The 17,551-nt window shown below is 37.0% G+C and carries 15 protein-coding genes; 7 read left to right on the top strand and 8 right to left on the bottom strand.

All coding sequences use genetic code 11. From position 1 onward, the window contains the following. Positions 1-542 precede the first annotated feature (542 nt). From M948_RS25715 to M948_RS25685, 7 genes are all read left to right on the top strand, one after another. A complete protein-coding gene (locus M948_RS25715) occupies positions 543-1,952 on the top strand; it encodes a hypothetical protein (RefSeq protein ID WP_021289246.1) in 1,410 nt (469 codons plus the stop codon). Between the two features lie 159 nt (positions 1,953-2,111). Continuing rightward, a complete protein-coding gene (locus M948_RS25710; protein WP_021289245.1) occupies positions 2,112-3,698 on the top strand; it encodes a lipase family alpha/beta hydrolase in 1,587 nt (528 codons plus the stop codon). 107 nt (positions 3,699-3,805) lie between these two features. Continuing rightward, positions 3,806-4,270, top strand: coding sequence for a hypothetical protein (locus tag M948_RS25705; RefSeq protein WP_031335016.1), 465 nt, complete (start codon positions 3,806-3,808; stop codon positions 4,268-4,270). 214 nt (positions 4,271-4,484) lie between these two features. Beyond that, positions 4,485-5,846, top strand: a complete 1,362-nt coding sequence (locus M948_RS25700) for an extracellular solute-binding protein (RefSeq protein ID WP_021289243.1) — start codon at positions 4,485-4,487, stop codon at positions 5,844-5,846. Positions 5,847-5,929: 83 nt separating this feature from the next. Beyond that, positions 5,930-6,835 carry a carbohydrate ABC transporter permease gene (locus M948_RS25695; RefSeq protein WP_051170039.1) on the top strand — a complete coding sequence of 302 codons (906 nt, stop codon included), beginning with the start codon at positions 5,930-5,932 and terminating at the stop codon, positions 6,833-6,835. A gap of 12 nt (positions 6,836-6,847) precedes the next feature. Next, complete coding sequence (locus M948_RS25690) at positions 6,848-7,672, top strand: carbohydrate ABC transporter permease (protein ID WP_021289241.1); 825 nt, start codon at positions 6,848-6,850, stop codon at positions 7,670-7,672. A gap of 180 nt (positions 7,673-7,852) precedes the next feature. Next, the gene (locus M948_RS25685; protein ID WP_021289240.1) at positions 7,853-8,977 is read left to right on the top strand and encodes a GntR family transcriptional regulator; all 1,125 of its coding nucleotides are present in this window, start codon (positions 7,853-7,855) and stop codon (positions 8,975-8,977) included. Positions 8,978-9,022: 45 nt separating this feature from the next. Here the strand turns inward: M948_RS25685 and M948_RS25680 are convergent, their stop codons facing one another. The 8 genes from M948_RS25680 to M948_RS25645 form a co-directional block, all read right to left on the bottom strand. Further along, positions 9,023-10,723 (bottom strand): DUF6044 family protein, encoded by a 1,701-nt coding sequence (locus M948_RS25680; protein ID WP_369759771.1) that lies wholly within the window; start codon positions 10,721-10,723, stop codon positions 9,023-9,025. Next, on the bottom strand, positions 10,683-11,813 hold the full coding sequence (gene rffA / locus M948_RS25675) for a dTDP-4-amino-4,6-dideoxygalactose transaminase (RefSeq protein WP_021289238.1): 1,131 nt from the start codon (positions 11,811-11,813) through the stop codon (positions 10,683-10,685). The genes M948_RS25680 and rffA overlap by 41 nt, the downstream gene beginning before the upstream one ends. Before the next feature lie 4 nt (positions 11,814-11,817). Continuing rightward, positions 11,818-12,174: an EamA family transporter gene (locus M948_RS25670; protein WP_021289237.1), complete on the bottom strand. Its 357-nt coding sequence runs from the start codon at positions 12,172-12,174 to the stop codon at positions 11,818-11,820. A gap of 2 nt (positions 12,175-12,176) precedes the next feature. Continuing rightward, entirely contained in the window at positions 12,177-12,866 is a 690-nt protein-coding gene (locus tag M948_RS25665; protein WP_021289236.1) for a GNAT family N-acetyltransferase, read from the bottom strand. 4 nt (positions 12,867-12,870) lie between these two features. Then, a complete protein-coding gene (locus M948_RS25660; RefSeq protein WP_021289235.1) occupies positions 12,871-13,836 on the bottom strand; it encodes a glycosyltransferase family 2 protein in 966 nt (321 codons plus the stop codon). Further along, positions 13,812-14,852 carry a dTDP-glucose 4,6-dehydratase gene (gene rfbB, locus M948_RS25655; RefSeq protein WP_021289234.1) on the bottom strand — a complete coding sequence of 347 codons (1,041 nt, stop codon included), beginning with the start codon at positions 14,850-14,852 and terminating at the stop codon, positions 13,812-13,814. Before rfbB ends, M948_RS25660 begins: the two co-directional genes overlap by 25 nt. Next, complete coding sequence (gene rfbA, locus M948_RS25650; protein WP_021289233.1) at positions 14,849-15,775, bottom strand: glucose-1-phosphate thymidylyltransferase RfbA; 927 nt, start codon at positions 15,773-15,775, stop codon at positions 14,849-14,851. The genes rfbB and rfbA overlap by 4 nt, the downstream gene beginning before the upstream one ends. Before the next feature lie 526 nt (positions 15,776-16,301). After that, positions 16,302-17,459 carry an acyl-CoA dehydrogenase family protein gene (locus tag M948_RS25645; RefSeq protein ID WP_021289232.1) on the bottom strand — a complete coding sequence of 386 codons (1,158 nt, stop codon included), beginning with the start codon at positions 17,457-17,459 and terminating at the stop codon, positions 16,302-16,304. Positions 17,460-17,551: the final 92 nt, after the last annotated feature.

Genomic DNA, 17,551 nt, shown 5'->3' with positions numbered 1-17,551 from the left:
CATGATGAACGATATTGTAATGGTTATATTAACATTGATTGTACTAATTCAAAGCTTAATTAAAAATAGGGATATAATTAAAAAACTTACTTTCGGTAATATGTTACAAGTGTTCGGTTCTTTTATGGGCATCATTATAGCTGCAACTTTTTTGCTATATTACCTGGGTATCTGGGTGGTTAATCAAATTTCAAACCATATAATAAGCAATGTAGTAACATGGGTGTTCCTTATCATGGTCTCCTATCATTTAGTTTTCTATTACATAAACAACTTGAAAAATATCTTAGTCAGAAGTGGTAAATGGTAGAGTTATCGACTAGGATTAACGATGATAGGAAAAAACTACTTGTGGCACATTAGCGTGGAAGGAATGGGATGTGGGATAGGACAGGACATCTTATATTGAATCTTAGCTGTTTGCAAAGGAAAGGTGAATCAATTATATAATAATTCGAAAGTCGAAATAGCTTGTGTAATCGTTAGATAAACGCTATCCTAATGAAGGTAAATAATATTAATTAGATTAGGAGATGGGGTGTATGCAGTCAGTCATCAAATGGGGGTTAAGGATTTCCATTATTTCCTATACACTTCTCCACTTTGTAACGACTTTCCTTGAAGTAGAACCGTTGCTTTCTATCTTAGCTGTCTTAGGATTTTTGATCCTTCTATTTGCAGGGCTTTCGAAAACATTACGCCAATTTAAATTGCCGCTTTTCTTATTTGCAGCTGGACTTATCATTCTTTTTTTTGCTGAAGGTTCTGTATGGAAAGGACTGTATGGCGGATTCTTGCAGATGCGAAGTATTGTCGGTTTACTTGTGATTGTACCAATGATTAGCTGGGTATTAAGAGAGGAGCCATATATTGAAGACATTATGGGAATGGCGCATCGATTTTTAAATACCAGTCGGAAGTTCTATTTGGGGATGATGTCGTTAACCCAAATATTTTCCTATTTTCTTTTATTCGGTGCAATCCCCATGATGTATCAATTTATTAATCAGATTTTGAAGAAGAAAAGAAACGAAGCATGGGAAAACTTTAAGGGGACCGCACTCTTACGTGCTTTCGCTTTATCTACGATGTGGGTAATTAGCATTCCTAGCTTTATATTTGCAGTAGAAACAATGAATGCTTCCCTCTGGATTTGTATTCTGCAAGGCTTTCTTATTGCCATATGTGGGATCATGATCGCGGTTCTATTTTCTTATTTCCAAGAAAAGCATTATGGTGTAAATTTGACGTATGAGTTGCAGCAAGAAATTGATGAAGTGTTACGTCATGCCGATCCATTAGAAGAACGAAAGAGAAAGGTTATTGAATTTGTCGTTTTATTTCTTAGTTTATTCGGGTCGATCTTTATCATCCATGGTTTGTTTTCTGCTGATTTGATGATCGTCATTCCATTAACCATCTTGGTATGGACCTGCTTATATTATGCAGTTAAAAACAAACCAAGAAAATTTGCAAAGGAAGCAAAAATTTATTTTCAAACAAGCTTGGCAAATCAATCGTACCAGCTCAGTATTATGCTGGCTGCTGGGGTGTTAATATTTGCCCTTAACCAAACCAATTTTGCCACGAAAGTGGTAGATGGGGTCTATGCACTACAAGAGTTATTACCGTTTATTAATTTTTTATATTTACTTCCGTTTATCGTCATTTTACTAGGGTTTCTAGGAATGGGGCCATTAACCGTCATGGTATTGGTTGCTGGAATATTAGAAAATATAGCATTGCCATACCCACCGGAATTAATCGTGTTAGCTGTTACTTCTGGTAGTGTGATTTCCATTTTAATTTCACCACTCATTATGCCAGTCATTATGTTAAGTGCATCAAATGGATTAAATGGGTTTAAAAATGGTATTCGCTTTAATATTAAATATGCGATTGTCTTTTATATCATGGTACAAATCTATGTGCAGACGATGATCCATCTTTAGAAAAAACAGCTGAATCTCTACTCATAGATTCAGCTGTTTTTTTAGAATAGAGAAGTTCTGAACAGGGCTTGTTATAACATATTCATTTAACAGTTCTAATCCCATCATTTAAAAAATGGTGTTTCGATATACATTACAAAGTAGAATGGAGGAGAAAAGATGACGATTCGCATTGTCGTTATGCTGCTTTTCAGCTTAATCGTATTATCCATTCCGTGTTATGTAATTGCCCAGTCGAAAGGGTTAGCTAATCCAAGGTTAGTCGGCAAGGGGGAAGAAAACGTATTGATGGGAAAGGGTGGTAATGGAAATGAAGAAACACCTGGCGATTGGTATGTTGGCCAGGCACCAGTCAATCCGGTTGAAAATGCACCGATATTATTATTCGTACCTGGTTTAAACAATGTCGCACAAATCTTTTGGGAAGAGGAAGATGGGCTGTATCATGCTGCCTATGAAGCTGGTTATCAGACAGCATTCGTACAACTATATGATGCTGGTGGTGCATCAGCTGATATGTGGGACAACGGTATGTTATTAGCTGAAAAAATTGAGGAGATTTCGGCGCATTTTAATGGACGGCCAATTACATTGGTGGCTTATAGTAAAGGGGGAGTCGATGCTCAAACTGCTGCCGCTTATTATGGTGCTTGGCGTTATGTCGACAATATTATTACGTTATCAAGTCCTCATCATGGTTCGCAATTGGCGGACTTAGCAAACAGTAATTGGGCAGGATGGCTTGCAGATCTACTAGGCTTTCAAGGTGAAGGAACGACGGCGGTAGAGACCGGTCGTATGACGCATTTTCGATCTGAAATAGATGAACAGCCTTATGCGTATTATAATGATTATTACACATTCGGTGGTATGGATTGGGGTAGTGTTCTATCGGTTACATGGTATGGTGGTGTTTATCTGTCCAGTTATGGTGAAAATGATGGGGTTGTTACTGCGGTAAGCAGTAGTTTGCCAGAGGGACAAGAAATAGCGATTGGAGAATGGGATCATCTATCGATTAAAACCGAAATTATTTTTCCGTTTATGGACGATTATATTATGGATGGACAGGTAGCAGTAAGGCCCGAACTAACGAAAGCTGTAAAGCCGACATCGGCTCCAGTATCGAATCAATTGATACGAGGAAATGCCATCACGAAAGGGAATCCCGAACAACAGGAACTAGTCGTTGAAGATGGTGTAGAAAGTATTGATTTACTTGTGTATGCTGGACATAATCTCAAAGATTTAACATTAATTGATCCGACCGGAAGATCCTACTCAGCAAAAAAAGTAACGACACATGATACAGGTGGAATATTTTATGGGGCAAAGTCGTATCGAATTGCAGTGAAAAATCCTCCTGAGGGGAATTGGAAAGTGAAATTAAGCAGTAATCAAGACAGTGCTTATTTACTAGTCACCAAGTTTGATAAACAAAAAGATCTTCCATTAATAAAAAAGATCAGTGAGAAAAGTAAGCCATCTACATTTAACTACCAAATACAAGCAGATTCAGCGCAAGTAAAACAAGATAGTTTGCAAGCAACCTATACAGTGCTTGAATCTGGGAATCGTTCAACCGCAAATACATGGAAAAAAAGCGGGACGCTCGACTTTAGCAGTGAATTGTCTAACCTAAAAAAGAACCAATCTTATAATATAACCATTGATGTGAAAGGAGAGACTCGTTCCGGTTTTCCATTTGAACGGACGCTTATCGATAGTATCTATACTGCAGATTAACGAATAGAAAAAGCTGTTACAGTAGATGTAACAGCTTTTTATTTGCCAGAGATTCTATAATAATTTGAGACTAGCTAGAATAAGATGATAGCAGAGATAAAAAGGAGATGGGACGGTTGAAAAAATTACTTATTCCATTAATTATTCTGGCTACCCTTGCTACTGGCATTATTTATTTTATCGTTCTAGTATCACCAGAAAATCAAGCAGAGGGAGCAGCAGAGGAATTTTATGCTTATGAACAAAGCGGTGCCTTTGCCGAGTCATGGGAAATGTTGCATCCATTAATGAAAGAAAAATTCCCAAAAGGAACGTACATTCAAGATCGTTCAGATGTGATTATGAACTACTTTGGCGTTCTGCATTTTACATATAGTTTCGAAGACGTAGAAGAAATAAAAAATTGGTTACCTGCTGTTGATAAAGAACCAATTCCCACCGTTTATCGCATTACCGTTTCGCAACATTTTAACGGGAAATATGGAAACTCTACATTGATACAAGATGTGTATATGACTGAAGTAGAAGGAGAATGGAAGCTATTATGGGATTATGAAAATATGGACAGTTAGCCCTAACCAGTTCGTTTTAACGTTCAATAAATAATTATCCTTTTGCGGACCTAAATGTGGTCTTTTTTTTTTGGATAATTTTAAATTGATTCATTTTCGCCAGTACTAATAATATATATATAATATGTTATTCATATATCATTTAAAGGAGTTGATATATCAATTATTCCACTTAAATGAAAACGTTTACCAAATAGGCTTTAAGGGGGATTTTATGAGAAAGTGGTATAGGATACTTGGATATGGCTGTCTGCTTGTTTGCTTACTTTTAATTGCTGCATGTTCCAATGAAGATAATACGGATTCAGATAATGAACTTCGTATTACATTTCGCTCAGGTGGCGGTACGAATAGTGGGTTAATACATTGGTTAAATAACGAAATAATACCTCAATTTAATGAAAAATATCCAGATGTGACGGTGAATTTAGCCCCGTTAGAAGTTAGTGAAGGGGATTATTTTGCTAAAGTATCTTTACTGTTACAATCAAAAGACGCTGCTCCAGATATTGTGACGGAAGATACATTTATGGTTAATTCTGATGCAAGTGCCGGTTATCTTGAGCCATTGGATAGTCGTATTGAGAAGTGGGGAGAATGGGATAATTTTACCGAAAATGTAAAAGACGGCGTGATTGCTGAAGATGGAAAGATTTATGGTGTCCCTTATAATACGGATTCTAGGGGATTATGGTATAACAAGGAATTATTAAAGCAGGCTGGTATTTCTATCCCGTGGGAACCAAAATCCTGGTCAGATATTTTAGATGCTGCAACAGCAATAAAAGAAAAAGGGTCAGGTGAAGTAGTTCCAATTTGGATGAATTCTGGAAAGGCTACCGGTGAAGCAACATCCATGCAAACATTTGAAATGCTGCTCTATGGAACAGGCGATCCATTATATGATAGTGAAAATAAAAAATGGATTGTAAAGAGTAATGGATTATTAAATACATTCAAATTTATTGATAAGGTTTACGAACAAGATCTAGGTCCAGATCTTTCTCAAGTGTTAAATGGGCAAGGTAGTAGTATTGCCTATCAAGAATTAATGCCAAATGGGAATCTAGCAATAGGTCTTGATGGAATATGGCAGGCAGGTACATGGCATGAAAGTGGACCTGCTCCATGGCCTGAAGCATTTGAAACATTAGGTTTTGCTGCTATGCCAACAGAGAATGGCCAATCTCCAGGTACGACGTCAATGTCTGGCGGATGGGCATTATCTATACCAGCAAATTCAGATAATAAAGATATGGCTTGGGAATTTATTAAAATGGCATCAACAAAAGAAAATAATTTGAAGCTTCAATTAATCGATAGAAACCTAACTCCAAGAGAGGATGTCGCTAAAGAAAAATCTTATTTGGAGATAGAAATGTTTGAAGAAGCTACAGAATTTCTTCAACATACCAATTTTCGCCCTGCTGTTGATAAATATCCTAATGTATCAACAGTAATTCAATCATTGGTAGAAGATGTAGTGACTGATAGAATTACGCCTGAGGAAGCGGCAGAGATGTATAAAAAAGAAGTTACAAAAATTGTTGGGAAGGACAATGTCACAGAGAGATAGATTTTAAAGCTTCCTTCTATAGCGCGGGAGGAAGCTTTTAATATAAGCAAAATAAGATTTGGAGAGAAGGGTTAGGCTTGAATATGAATGCATCTAACTATGTTACGAAAGAAGGGAGACTTAAAAAACCACAGGCCCTGCGTTCCATCGTATTCTTACTTCCTTCTTGGTTATTATTATTACTTTTCTTTGTAGGTCCGATTTTGTTAACCGTGTTTTTTTCATTTACGAATCTTGCTTTAACTGGAACACAGGCACAGAACATAGATTTTGTAGGCTTTCAAAACTTTGCTGCAATGTTTGATGATGCGAATTTTAGAATAAGCGTTTTAAAAACTATTGTCTTCCTATTCTTATCAGCAATTATAGGTCAGCAAGTATTAGGATTTCTGTTGGCACTTCTAATGAAGGGGAGAAAGCAATCATTTAGAAGAATTATCGGTATTATCATTATCGCTGGGTGGGTAACCCCTGAAATTGTAGTGGCATTTTGTTGGGTTGCATTTTTGAATGATAGCGGCACATTGAATATGATATTAAACGCAATTGGTCTAAGTGCAGTTACTTGGCTATATACATTCCCCATGATAAGTGTTTGTATTGCAAATATTTGGCATGGAACCGCATTTTCCATGATGGTGTTTCAAGCATCCTTAGATGATGTTCCAACAGAATTAGAGGAGGCTGCACGTATCGATGGAGCGTCAAAGATAAAAGTTTTGACTAAAATTGTCCTCCCAATTGTAAAAGGAACGATTGTAACAAACATGATCTTAGTTACCCTTCAAACGCTTGGTGTATTTACGTTAATTTACACGATGACTGGAGGAGGACCAGGAACCTCGACTCAAACATTACCGATCTTTATGTATAATCAAGCATTTGTTAATTATCAATTAGGATATGGTACGGCTATCTCACTAGTCTTACTTGTAATTGGAATAATCGCAAGCTTATTTTATATCCGATCTATGAAAGTTCAGATATAAGGAGGGATAAACATGAAAAAGATAAAACTGGAAGTAGCCGTTCCTTATATAATTTTATCTGTTATAGGGGTTTGTTTCCTTCTTCCGCTATTATGGGTTATTTTCGCTTCTATTGATGAAAATGCACAACAAGCTTTAACATTACCAGATAAAATAACATTTACCAATTACACTTCTATATTATCAGACCCAGCAAATATTCGTTCTTTTATGATTGGCTTAGGATTATCATTAGGCCAATCTATATTAGTTGTTGTTGTAGGCGTATTAGCTGCTTATCCATTATCTCGGTATACACAAAAGTATAAGAAGCCATTTATGTATACGATCTTATTTATGACTTCATTACCAATAACAGCAGTAATGGTGCCAGTTTATCAATTATTTGTTTTTTTGAATCTACAAGACTCCTTATTTGGAACCATGTTATTCTTAACTGCCTCAGGTCTGCCTTATAGCATTTGGATGTTAAAAAATTTTATGGATTCCGTTCCAATTAATTTAGAAGAATCCGCATGGGTGGATGGTGCTTCTATATGGAAAGGGGTTAGGAAAGTAGTAGCCCCGTTAATGATACCAGGAATTTGTACTGTCGCCATTTTTACATTTTCAATGAGTTGGGGAAACTTCTTTGTGCCGTACATTTTGATTCAAACTCCAGATAAATTTCCTGCTTCTGTAACGATCTATCAATTCTTTGGAACTTATGGAATGGTGGAATATGGGAAGTTAGCCGCCTTCTCTGTTATATATACCATGCCTGCAGTTGTTCTTTATCTGTTTTCCCAGCGATTTATGTCTCAAGGCTTCAGCTTAGGCGGGGCGACAAAAGGATAATCAATACAAGTCGATTTAGAAACATAGGATGAAATAAACATTTCTTTCCTAGGGAGGAACTTGAGTATAATCAATCAAATCATTTCATTTAATTAAACATACCTCCACTGTAGTGGAGGATATTTTATTTCGATGAGGAAACGGTTATATATGTGGACAATTATTAGTTGAGGTGAACAAATGAAACCATTATATGAACAAGTTTATGAATCTCTTAAAAAAGATATTGTATCCGAACGATATAAAACTGGAGATCAAGTACCATCGGAAAAAGAGCTAGCAACTACATTTCAAGTTAGTAGAATCACTAGTAAAAAAGCGTTAGAGAAGTTAGCGGAAGAAGGTTTTATCTACCGAAAAAGAGGAAGAGGCTCTTTCGTTAAAGATTCCAATCAGATGGAAACTAGAAGTTCACATGCTGAAAGTGAGGGCAAACCGTTATTTGGTTTAATCGTAACTGCTTTTGATGACAGTTTTGGTAGTGGCCTTATTACATCAATTGTAGAAGGATCGAGGGATAAATGTCATTTTATATTAAAATGTTCATTTGGCATTCCGGAAAATGAGGAGAAGCTAGTTAAAGAATTATTAGACGATGGGGTCGAAGGTTTAATAGTATTTCCAGCTAAAGCTGAACATTATAGTTCAGAAATCTTGAAAATGGTTATAAATAAATTCCCATTCATTTTGATTGATAGATCATTTAAGGGGATAGCTGCTAATTCTGTATCAACGGATAATAAAGCAGCGGCTAAAAAAGGGATAGACTATTTAATTAATAAAGGGCATCAAGAAATTGGTGTTCTAATGCCATATTATTTTAAGACAACTACTATAGATGACAGGTTACATGGAATTGTCGAAGCTTTTTCAGAAAAACAGTTACGTGTTAATCGAAAAATATGGTGTTATGATTTAAAAAGTACGTTGCCAACACCACTGGCAGCGAAGGAAGAAGATATTAAGGTTATTAAACATTTTATTCGAAAACATCAGGATATAACGGCATTGTTTGCTTTAGAATATAAAATAGCAGTATTAGCAAAAGTCGCCTTAACAGAATTAAGCATAGAGGTACCTAATGATATGTCCATTATTTGTTTTGATAGTCCACCATGGAATACGATTGAATGGAACTTCACACATTTGAAACAGAATGAAAATGAACTAGGAAAACTTGCCACCCAACGGTTATTAGCGATGTATAGCGGGGAAAGTCAAATTGTAAATGAACGTATTCCAGCAAAGTTAATCATTGGGCCCACTACGAGTAGCTGTGCTGTTAAGGATGATTCAGGTGTCTGATTTTATACAACAATCGCGCAAGTCTTATTGACTCGCGCGATTCCATTAATCTACACGGTAAAGCCAGATTTTCCAAGCAGCGTCAGATTGTTCGAATGTACGCTCTAACGTGAGATTTAATTCCTCTGCATTACCAATAGGAACAGCCGACAGAATATAATCTCCGCCAAGATCCTTTAATGCTTCCGTATTAATATCCAGTTGTTCAATTGGATCATTGCGATGCTTTGTATAGAGATAGTTCTCGCCATGTTCAGCAACATACATATACAATCTGCCACCCCACGTATCGAAATAATTTTCTAATGATGGGTTTTTATCGAGCTCACCTGCGATAACTTCTCGAAACGTATGTTTATACGATAATGGAAAACTATTATTGTATGTATCCAGCGTATAGAACCCGTTGTATTGAGCGATAGTCGGATGCATTCCGATGCTTACCACTCGATAATCTTTAGGGTCTTGACCAATATAGGACTGGATGTCGTCAAATAAATCTTCTGAATAAAATTCCTTAAATGTGGGTGTTCCAATTAAATTATATTTGGTTTCTTCGTTTAACGGAAATAAAACCAACCCACATTGCGCAATTATTAAAATAATGGTAATTACCCTGCCAAATCGTAAATGTTTCCAAAATATAGCCAATGCCAAAGCAAAACAAATATACCAGATTGCCGGATCAAAAAAATGTATTCGTGCAAAGTTAAAGGTATTGGCTATCATAAAGTTATCTTTAACAATACGCCAACCTTCCCAATACCAGAACGCATACCAGATAGAAAGCAGTAAATTAAAGAAAAATAACCCGACAAGCCAGTTTGGTTTTACATTCCGATAACCAGCAACAATTAAGGCGATACCAATAACCGGAAAAATAATCCAATAATGTTGTGCCATATCATGGGTATGACCATGGAGGAAGTTCTCCAATGATAATTCAATACTTCGCTGGAAAGAATTATGACCTAAATCTAACGCATCACGATGAGAAGTAAACCCAGAACTAAAAAACATCGAAGTAATTAATAGGTAGTTTTTAATTACATAAACACTTGTCATGGCTGCAATTGCAATAAAAGATGGCCAATTCACGTGCTTCCTGCGAAGCCAATCGAGAAGCCAAAATACTCCCATCATGGCTAAAAAGAAAACGAAGGTTAAAACAAAGTTAGATAAAAATGGAATAACCAGTAACGTTAGCCAATAATACCACGGTGTTGCTTTCCCATATTTCCGAATCGTTAGGAAAAGAAATAATGCTAGTGGTAATCCAGCAATGGATAGCATACCGGATGGCCAATATGGCAAAAGCGCAAAGCCTAACGAGGCCCCAACCGTAATGATTGGTATCTCTTTCCCAAACGAGGTAAAATGCTTTAGTAAGAAGTACATACCGAAGAAAGCTGTAAACCGCATAATGGTTTGTCCAATCGTGTATGCCGTCATTGGTTCAAAAATGGCGTATAACCAAACCATTGCATCTAATCCAGATGGTAGAGCACTTCTTGGTAAGCCGTTAATCGCGTTAGGAAGTACTGTGTCCGTTAAACTAAAAATTTGTCCGCTTTCTGCAAGTAATTGATACCATACAATATTCGAATCTAAATTGTCATGGACACGAATATGAGTATCTTCCCCTAATATAAAGTAAGGCATGAGGTAGGCGATGATGACGAAACAAGCAATGCCTACCCATAGTTTAGGATTGGAAGTATTGCTGTATTTTGTTGACCACATCATTTATTGCCTCTTCTCCTATTCCATAATAAAGCGGTAACCGCAATAAGCGATCACTTTCCGTTGTTGTATACCTATCCTCTCCAACAAATAAACCGAATTGTTTGCCAGCATGTGCAGTGTGCAAAGGCACATAATGTGTAGCTGCGGTAATATGGTTTTGCTTTAAAAATTGTCGTAATTGGTTTCTTTCCATTTCATTTTCCAATTTAATATAATACATATGTGCATTATGTTCGCATACATTAGGAATGGTTGGTAATTCAATTGCACCATCTAGTTGTAAATTCATCAATCCATGGTTGTATTGAGCCCAACTGTGTCGTCGATTCTGATTAATTTCGTTCGCGTGCTGGAACTGTACGGATAAATAAGCTGCATTTAATTCACTTAATAAGTAGGAAGAACCTACATCCCTCCACGTATATTTGTCAATTTCTCCACGAATAAATTGGGAGCGATTTGTTCCCTTTTCCTGAATCATTTCTGCTCGTTCAATAAGGGAAGCGTCATTAATCAGTAATGCCCCGCCTTCGCCACAAGTATAATTCTTTGTATCATGAAAGCTAATCGTGCCTAGGTGGCCAATTGTACCTAGTGATTCGCCTTTATACGTACTCATTAAGCCCTGGGCAGCATCTTCAATCACCCATAAATTATGGTTGTTTGCTATGGTTAAAACGGTATCCATATCACAGCCTACACCAGCATAATGAACAACCACAATTGCTTTCGTATGTTCGGTAATCGCTCTTTCGATAGCTTGTGGATCAATATTCATTGTTGATGGCTCAATATCAACAAATCGAATGGAAGCGCCACGTAGTACAAAGGCATTCGCCGTTGATACAAATGTATAAGAAGGCATGACTACTTCATCACCTGGTTGTATATCTGTTAGTAATGCCGTCAACTCTAGTGCGGCAGTACAAGAGGGGGTAAGTAATGCCTTCTCACATGTTAGCTGTTCTTCCAGCCACTTCATACACTTCTTCCCAAATTCTCCATTCCCAGATAGTTTATCAGCGGTTATAACCTGTTGAATTGCGTGTATCTCAGAACCAATCACGCAAGGTTTATTAAACGGAATCATCCTATCACCTCATTATAATTATGCCTACAATTACGAGGGAAAATCCTATAATTTTTTGTGCAGATACTGGTTCCCCGAAGAAAAGCGCAGATAGGATAAACACGAGCACAAAAGAAAGACTCATGAAAGGGTAGGCATAGCTAATATCGAACTTTGTCATCGCCGCCATCCAACACAGCGCTGCTAGAAAAGCAGAGAATAATCCAGATAGAATCCACGGATTTAGTAATAATTGAAGTAAGAAGATAACTTTATCCATGAAGGCATCTGGCAGACTACCATATTGGTCAATTTTCCATTTTAGAATTAATTGACCATACACCGTGAATCCAATGGTTCCTAAAATATATAGATAACCCATGGTTACACTCCTACTGGTAACGTACCATTTAATTTATGATAGACATCGACTGCTCCATTTAATCGGAATCCTAAAGAAATGAACACATTTAACGATGCCGAATTAGAAGGGGAGATCGATGTACGTACCTCATCATAATTACCTATACGAAATAATTCTGCGACACAATGGCTTGTAAACGACTTAGCAAGACCTTTTCCTCGGTAGGATTTATCCATTGCTAAGAGCAAGACTTTATCTCCTTCATAGGCAAAGAACCCAGCTAAATGATTCTCATAAATTAGCGCGACAATTTTGTCCGCTTGAATGAGGTCATTTACCCAGTTTTTATAGCGATGATCGGCCATGAAGTTAGGGATATGAAAGTCACGATGAAAACGTCCATTCGTAAAAACATCTCCAGCGATTTCTAATATATGTGTTTTATCATATTCTCTAGAAAGTTCGATACCTTCTTGCTCAAATAATTGTAATCTATCTTTTTTACATACTGGTTCCATTAACGTATCTGTATAGTAAAACCCATATTTATGCAACTTCTCTGTATTGACGGTAGGATCAATCTTTAATGTAAAATGCCCCTCGATTTGATTTGTCTCTTGTAGGGCTTCCTCTGAAGCACTTGTAAGCTCATAGGTATTAATATGAAAGTTCCGTTTATCCCAAGGGGTTGGTTTCAAAAATGTGTTCATTCTATCAGCTCCGTTTGTTCGTTTGATTTTCTTCCTTGTCTGTCGTATCTTTTATCAAATAGAGCGGTCGATCTTTCGTCTCGTTAAAGATTTTCCCAATATACAATCCTAGAATACCAAAATTAAAAAAAATCAATCCACCGATGAAATAAATAGATACCATTACACTGGTCCAACCTTGTACTGGTTCAGCAAGGAAAAAATACCTGCCAAATAAGTACATGCCATAAATAAATGACACGGATGAAATAAGGAATCCGAATTGAATAGATAGCCTTAAAGGCTTATTGGATTGTGAAATAATAGCATCGGTGGCAAGTGTAATCAATTTCTTTAAATTGTAGGAAGACTTCCCTTCTTTACGTGCATCATGTTCAATAGCAATAGAAGTACTTTCAAACCCCATCCATTGTAGGAATAATGGGAAGAAACGATTCTGTTCTCGCATGTGGCGATATCCTTCCACTACTTTTTTGGTTACCATGCTGTAATTGGCCACCGTATGATCAGAAGCTCCTCCAGTAAAATAATCATAGATTCGATAGAAGGCTCTTGATGAAATTCGCTTAAACCAAGTGTCTTTTCGTTCCATTCGTTTTCCAAAAACGACTTCATAGCCTTCTAATGCTTTCTCATATAATTTTTTTATCTCTTCTGGACGGTCTTGCAAATCACAATCCATGACGACAATAAAGTCTCCATTAGTATAATCTAAACCTGCTGTGATTGCGTGGTGTTGACCAAAGTTACGAGCTAGATTAAACCCGCGTATTTGTTTATCTTCATTGCTTAATGCTTTAATGGTTGGCCAAGCGTTATCCGGACTAGCATCATTAACTAGAATTATTTCGTATTGGGCTGGAATTGCTTCTATTGTCGATTTGATTCGGTTGCATAGTTCATGTAGACATTTTTGGCAACCATAGACCGGAATAACAACAGAAATTAATGGGTTTTTGTTCTCGACCATTGATTAACGTACCATTCTACTGTTTTCTGAAGACCTGTATGGAATTCTTCCACAGGTTGCCAGCCCAATTCTGTGCGTAGTTTTTGATCATCGACGGCGTAGCGTTGATCATGTCCAAGCCGATCTTTTGTGAAGGTGATAAGTTCTTCATACCTAGAAATCCCGTGCTCCGTTTTTAACTCCGGAACAAGTTCATCTAAGATGCTACAAATCTGCTGCGCAATTGCAATATTAGATTGTTCATTAGAGCCCCCAATATTATATTTTTCTAATGATTGGCCATGGTGGTAGACAAGGTCAAGTGCTTTACAATGATCCAATACATAGATCCAATCACGAATATTGGAGCCATCACCATAAATTGGTATTGCTTCTCCGTTTAGAGCTTTTCGAATAATCGTGGGAATTAATTTTTCCTGATGCTGTTTCGGACCATAATTATTTGAACTACTTGTTACGATGACATTCATTCCATACGTATATCCAAAGCTTTTTGCTAGCATATTTGAACCAGCTTTGGACGCACTATATGGATTTCTGGGGTTATAAGGTGTTGCTTCTGTAAATTTCCCCGTTTTACCAAGTGATCCGTACACTTCATCTGTTGAGATATGGTGAAATCTTCGGTTGTGTAATTCGTGCTTCTGTTCCCAATTATTTTTAGCAATCTGTAGTAAAACCATTGTGCCCATAACATTGGTGTGGATAAATTGTTTTGCATCATTAATAGATCGATCAACATGTGATTCAGCTGCAAAATGAATTACACCATGGATGTCATAACGCTCGAATATGTCGGTAACTAGTTGTTCGTCTGCAATATCGCCATGGATAAAATGGTAGTTAGATAAATTACTGACTTCTGTTAAATGTAATGGATTACCAGCATACGTAAGGTTATCTAGGTTAATAATTTTATAATTTGGATGTTTACTCATAAAATGAGGGATAAAATTAGAACCAATAAACCCCGCACCACCGGTAATTAAAATGGTAGTTTCGTTTGTTTTCATCATTCAACCAGTCCTAGCATTGGATTACGATCAATGGAATCCCAATATTGTTGTGTATGCTTGCGATCCGCTATTTCTAGGAGATACGTTCCATAATCGTTTTTCTCCATTGATTTTCCCTTGTTATATAATGCTTCTCTAGAGATATAACCAAGGTAATAGGCAATTTCTTCAAGACATGCAAGTTTAAATCCTTGGCGTTGTTGTGTGATTTTAACAAATTCAGCTGCGTCAAATAATGATTCATGGGTGCCTGCATCCATCCAAGCAAAACCTCTGCCAAGAAGTTCAACATCTAATTGTCCACGTTTTAAATACGCTCTATTTAGATCAGTAATCTCTAGTTCCCCTCGTGCAGATGGTTTTAATTTCTTTGCTAGTTTCACAGCTTGATTATCATAGATATAAAGGCCAGTGACGGCAAAATCAGATCTTGGATCATTTGGTTTTTCTTCTAACGTTATAGCTTTTTGTCGGTGGTCAAATTCTACTACACCAAACCGACGTGGATTTTTGACGCGATAACCAAAAATAGTCGCATATTTATGATGCTTTATTGCATTGCGAAGTAATGTTGTAAATCCTTGACCATAGAAAATATTATCCCCAAGAATTAATGTCACATCATCATCACCAACAAAATCTTCCGATAAAGTTAAAGCTTCAGGAATACCATTGGGATCTTTTTGTTCGCTATAGGTTAATGTAATTCCAAGCGATGATCCATCTCCTAATAAAGCTTCAAATCTCGGTTTATCCTCGGGCGTGCTAATAATCATAATGTCCTTCATTCCTCCAAGCATTAGAACCGATAACGGATAGTAAATCATTGGTTTGTCATAAACTGCAAGTAAATGCTTATTAATACTATCTGTGCTTGGAGATAATCTACTTCCACTTCCACCTGCTAAAATAATACCTTTCATCGTAACACCCCTTGTACTTGGAAGATACTTCCTAATCCTAACCTTAAACATAGGAATCTTATATATTATTACCCTTAAATAGGCTAATTATAATCTTACATTTCTATTTCAAATATATTTCGTTTTGTAAAAATTTTACTAATTATTGAGGAAGTATAAAAAGAGAGGCAGAAACACAACTAAGCCAGGAATGAAATAAAAGCTAATATACGTACAATCAACCTACGTAGACTCAGACTCCTGTGGGAACACGGGAACAGCAAGAGTTGAAGATCTCGAAGGAATGTGTTCTAATGAGGGCCAACGAAACTCATCCTTTGTGGGCCACATTGGGATACCCTTAACGGGGCAAGGAAACTGAAAGCGAAGTATGTTGACGGAGTGATGGTAGAACCTGTTTTATGTAACCAAATCACCCGAACGGATTTGAATGGAATCGTTCGGATGATTATAGGAATAAGTTACTTTGGTCTTCGTATCGATAGCTTATCAAAATACAACAATGCATTATTTTCAAAGAATGAGATTAATCATTAAGGTCTTTTAAACTAGTGTCAGCAAGTTTTATTATTGTCATGTCATCCATTGGTGGATTATGCAATCCTGCTCTTACGTCACGATAATAACGCTGAAGTGGATTACTGTTGGAAAGGCTGCGTGCGCCAACAACTCGCATAGCCAAATCAACCACTTCAATGGCTTTATTCACTACAGATAATTTCACTGCCCCTAGTAAAGGTTGCATGTCAGTGCGTTTGGATGCTGTTCCATGATCCCATTGCTCGGTTGTTCCGTAAAGAAATTGTTCACTCTCCATTAGTTGAAGTTCCATTTCCCCTAGTTTTTGTTTAACATTTGGTAAATCAGAGATGGTTCCTTCAATACTATTTGGTGAGTAGCTTGTAGCAAACTGCAATGCATACTTCTGAGCTGCCCGAGCAATTCCTAAATAACAAGCAGGTATATGAAGGAGCCAGCCTGCAGCTGCTTTTTTTCCAGGTGTGAGCTCTTCCACATAGTCACTTTTATCTAAAGAAACGTGATTTAGAACAAGATCGTGACTGCCCGTACCTTTCATTGCAATAGAGTCCCATGTTTCATCAATGGAAACACCAGGACGGTCACGCTTTACTAAAAAGTTGCCAGTTTTTGTTGTACCTTCAATCGATGCACTAACTACGAAATAGGTTAGAACTGGTGCTAATGTAGTAAATGTTTTACGACCGTGAATAACCCAACCATGTGAAGTTTGTTTTGCTGTTGTTTCTGGTCTGCCTCCACGTGTAGGACTTCCGGTAGCACGTTCGGAAGCAGCATTATTTAGCAAGGCACCAGTTTGAATAACATCATTAGCGAAAGCTTGATACTTGGTTGATTCCCAAATCTCATTTTCACCAAGGTGTTTGGTAATCCCCATATGCCAGCCAATACCTAGGGCTGTTGGCCCATCTGCTCTTGCAATAATTTCTTGCGACTTTATTAATTCTGTTAAAGATATTCCCTTTCCGCCATATTTGGAAGGAATGGTTAATGCAGGGTAGCCAATTTGTTTTAAATCATTAAAATTGTCGTGAGGGAAAGTATTTGCTTGATCATGCTTTGCGCCTCGTTCCGTGAATGGTTTAACCGTTGTTTCTAACGCTTGTAATCGTTCTTCCGCTGTTTTTAATTGGGATAAATTCATTCCGATCCTCCTAATACAATTCTTATCCGATTAGTAAGATATATTATGGCATAATTCTTGTAGTAAGATCAATTTGGGAAACTTTCTTTTAC

Source organism: Virgibacillus sp. CM-4, from assembly GCF_000445495.1.
In the GTDB taxonomy this organism is placed as follows: Bacteria; Bacillota; Bacilli; order Bacillales; family Amphibacillaceae; genus Virgibacillus; species Virgibacillus salexigens.
The sequence above is the reverse complement of the archived record's forward strand: the minus strand, read 5'-3'. Positions and strand labels throughout refer to the sequence as shown.

Bases quoted from the DNA above. Each gene is read 5' to 3' on its own strand.
- M948_RS25715 (WP_021289246.1), top strand. From the start codon at position 543: ATGCAGTCAGTCATCAAATGGGGGTTAAGGATTTCCATTATTTCCTAT.
- M948_RS25710 (WP_021289245.1), top strand. From the start codon at position 2,112: ATGACGATTCGCATTGTCGTTATGCTGCTTTTCAGCTTAATCGTATTA.
- M948_RS25705 (WP_031335016.1), top strand. From the start codon at position 3,806: ATGGGACGGTTGAAAAAATTACTTATTCCATTAATTATTCTGGCTACC.
- M948_RS25700 (WP_021289243.1), top strand. From the start codon at position 4,485: ATGAGAAAGTGGTATAGGATACTTGGATATGGCTGTCTGCTTGTTTGC.
- M948_RS25695 (WP_051170039.1), top strand. From the start codon at position 5,930: ATGAATGCATCTAACTATGTTACGAAAGAAGGGAGACTTAAAAAACCA.
- M948_RS25690 (WP_021289241.1), top strand. From the start codon at position 6,848: ATGAAAAAGATAAAACTGGAAGTAGCCGTTCCTTATATAATTTTATCT.
- M948_RS25685 (WP_021289240.1), top strand. From the start codon at position 7,853: ATGAAACCATTATATGAACAAGTTTATGAATCTCTTAAAAAAGATATT.
- M948_RS25680 (WP_369759771.1), bottom strand. From the start codon at position 10,723: ATGATGTGGTCAACAAAATACAGCAATACTTCCAATCCTAAACTATGG.
- rffA (WP_021289238.1), bottom strand. From the start codon at position 11,813: ATGATTCCGTTTAATAAACCTTGCGTGATTGGTTCTGAGATACACGCA.
- M948_RS25670 (WP_021289237.1), bottom strand. From the start codon at position 12,174: ATGGGTTATCTATATATTTTAGGAACCATTGGATTCACGGTGTATGGT.
- M948_RS25665 (WP_021289236.1), bottom strand. From the start codon at position 12,866: ATGAACACATTTTTGAAACCAACCCCTTGGGATAAACGGAACTTTCAT.
- M948_RS25660 (WP_021289235.1), bottom strand. From the start codon at position 13,836: ATGGTCGAGAACAAAAACCCATTAATTTCTGTTGTTATTCCGGTCTAT.
- rfbB (WP_021289234.1), bottom strand. From the start codon at position 14,852: ATGATGAAAACAAACGAAACTACCATTTTAATTACCGGTGGTGCGGGG.
- rfbA (WP_021289233.1), bottom strand. From the start codon at position 15,775: ATGAAAGGTATTATTTTAGCAGGTGGAAGTGGAAGTAGATTATCTCCA.
- M948_RS25645 (WP_021289232.1), bottom strand. From the start codon at position 17,459: ATGAATTTATCCCAATTAAAAACAGCGGAAGAACGATTACAAGCGTTA.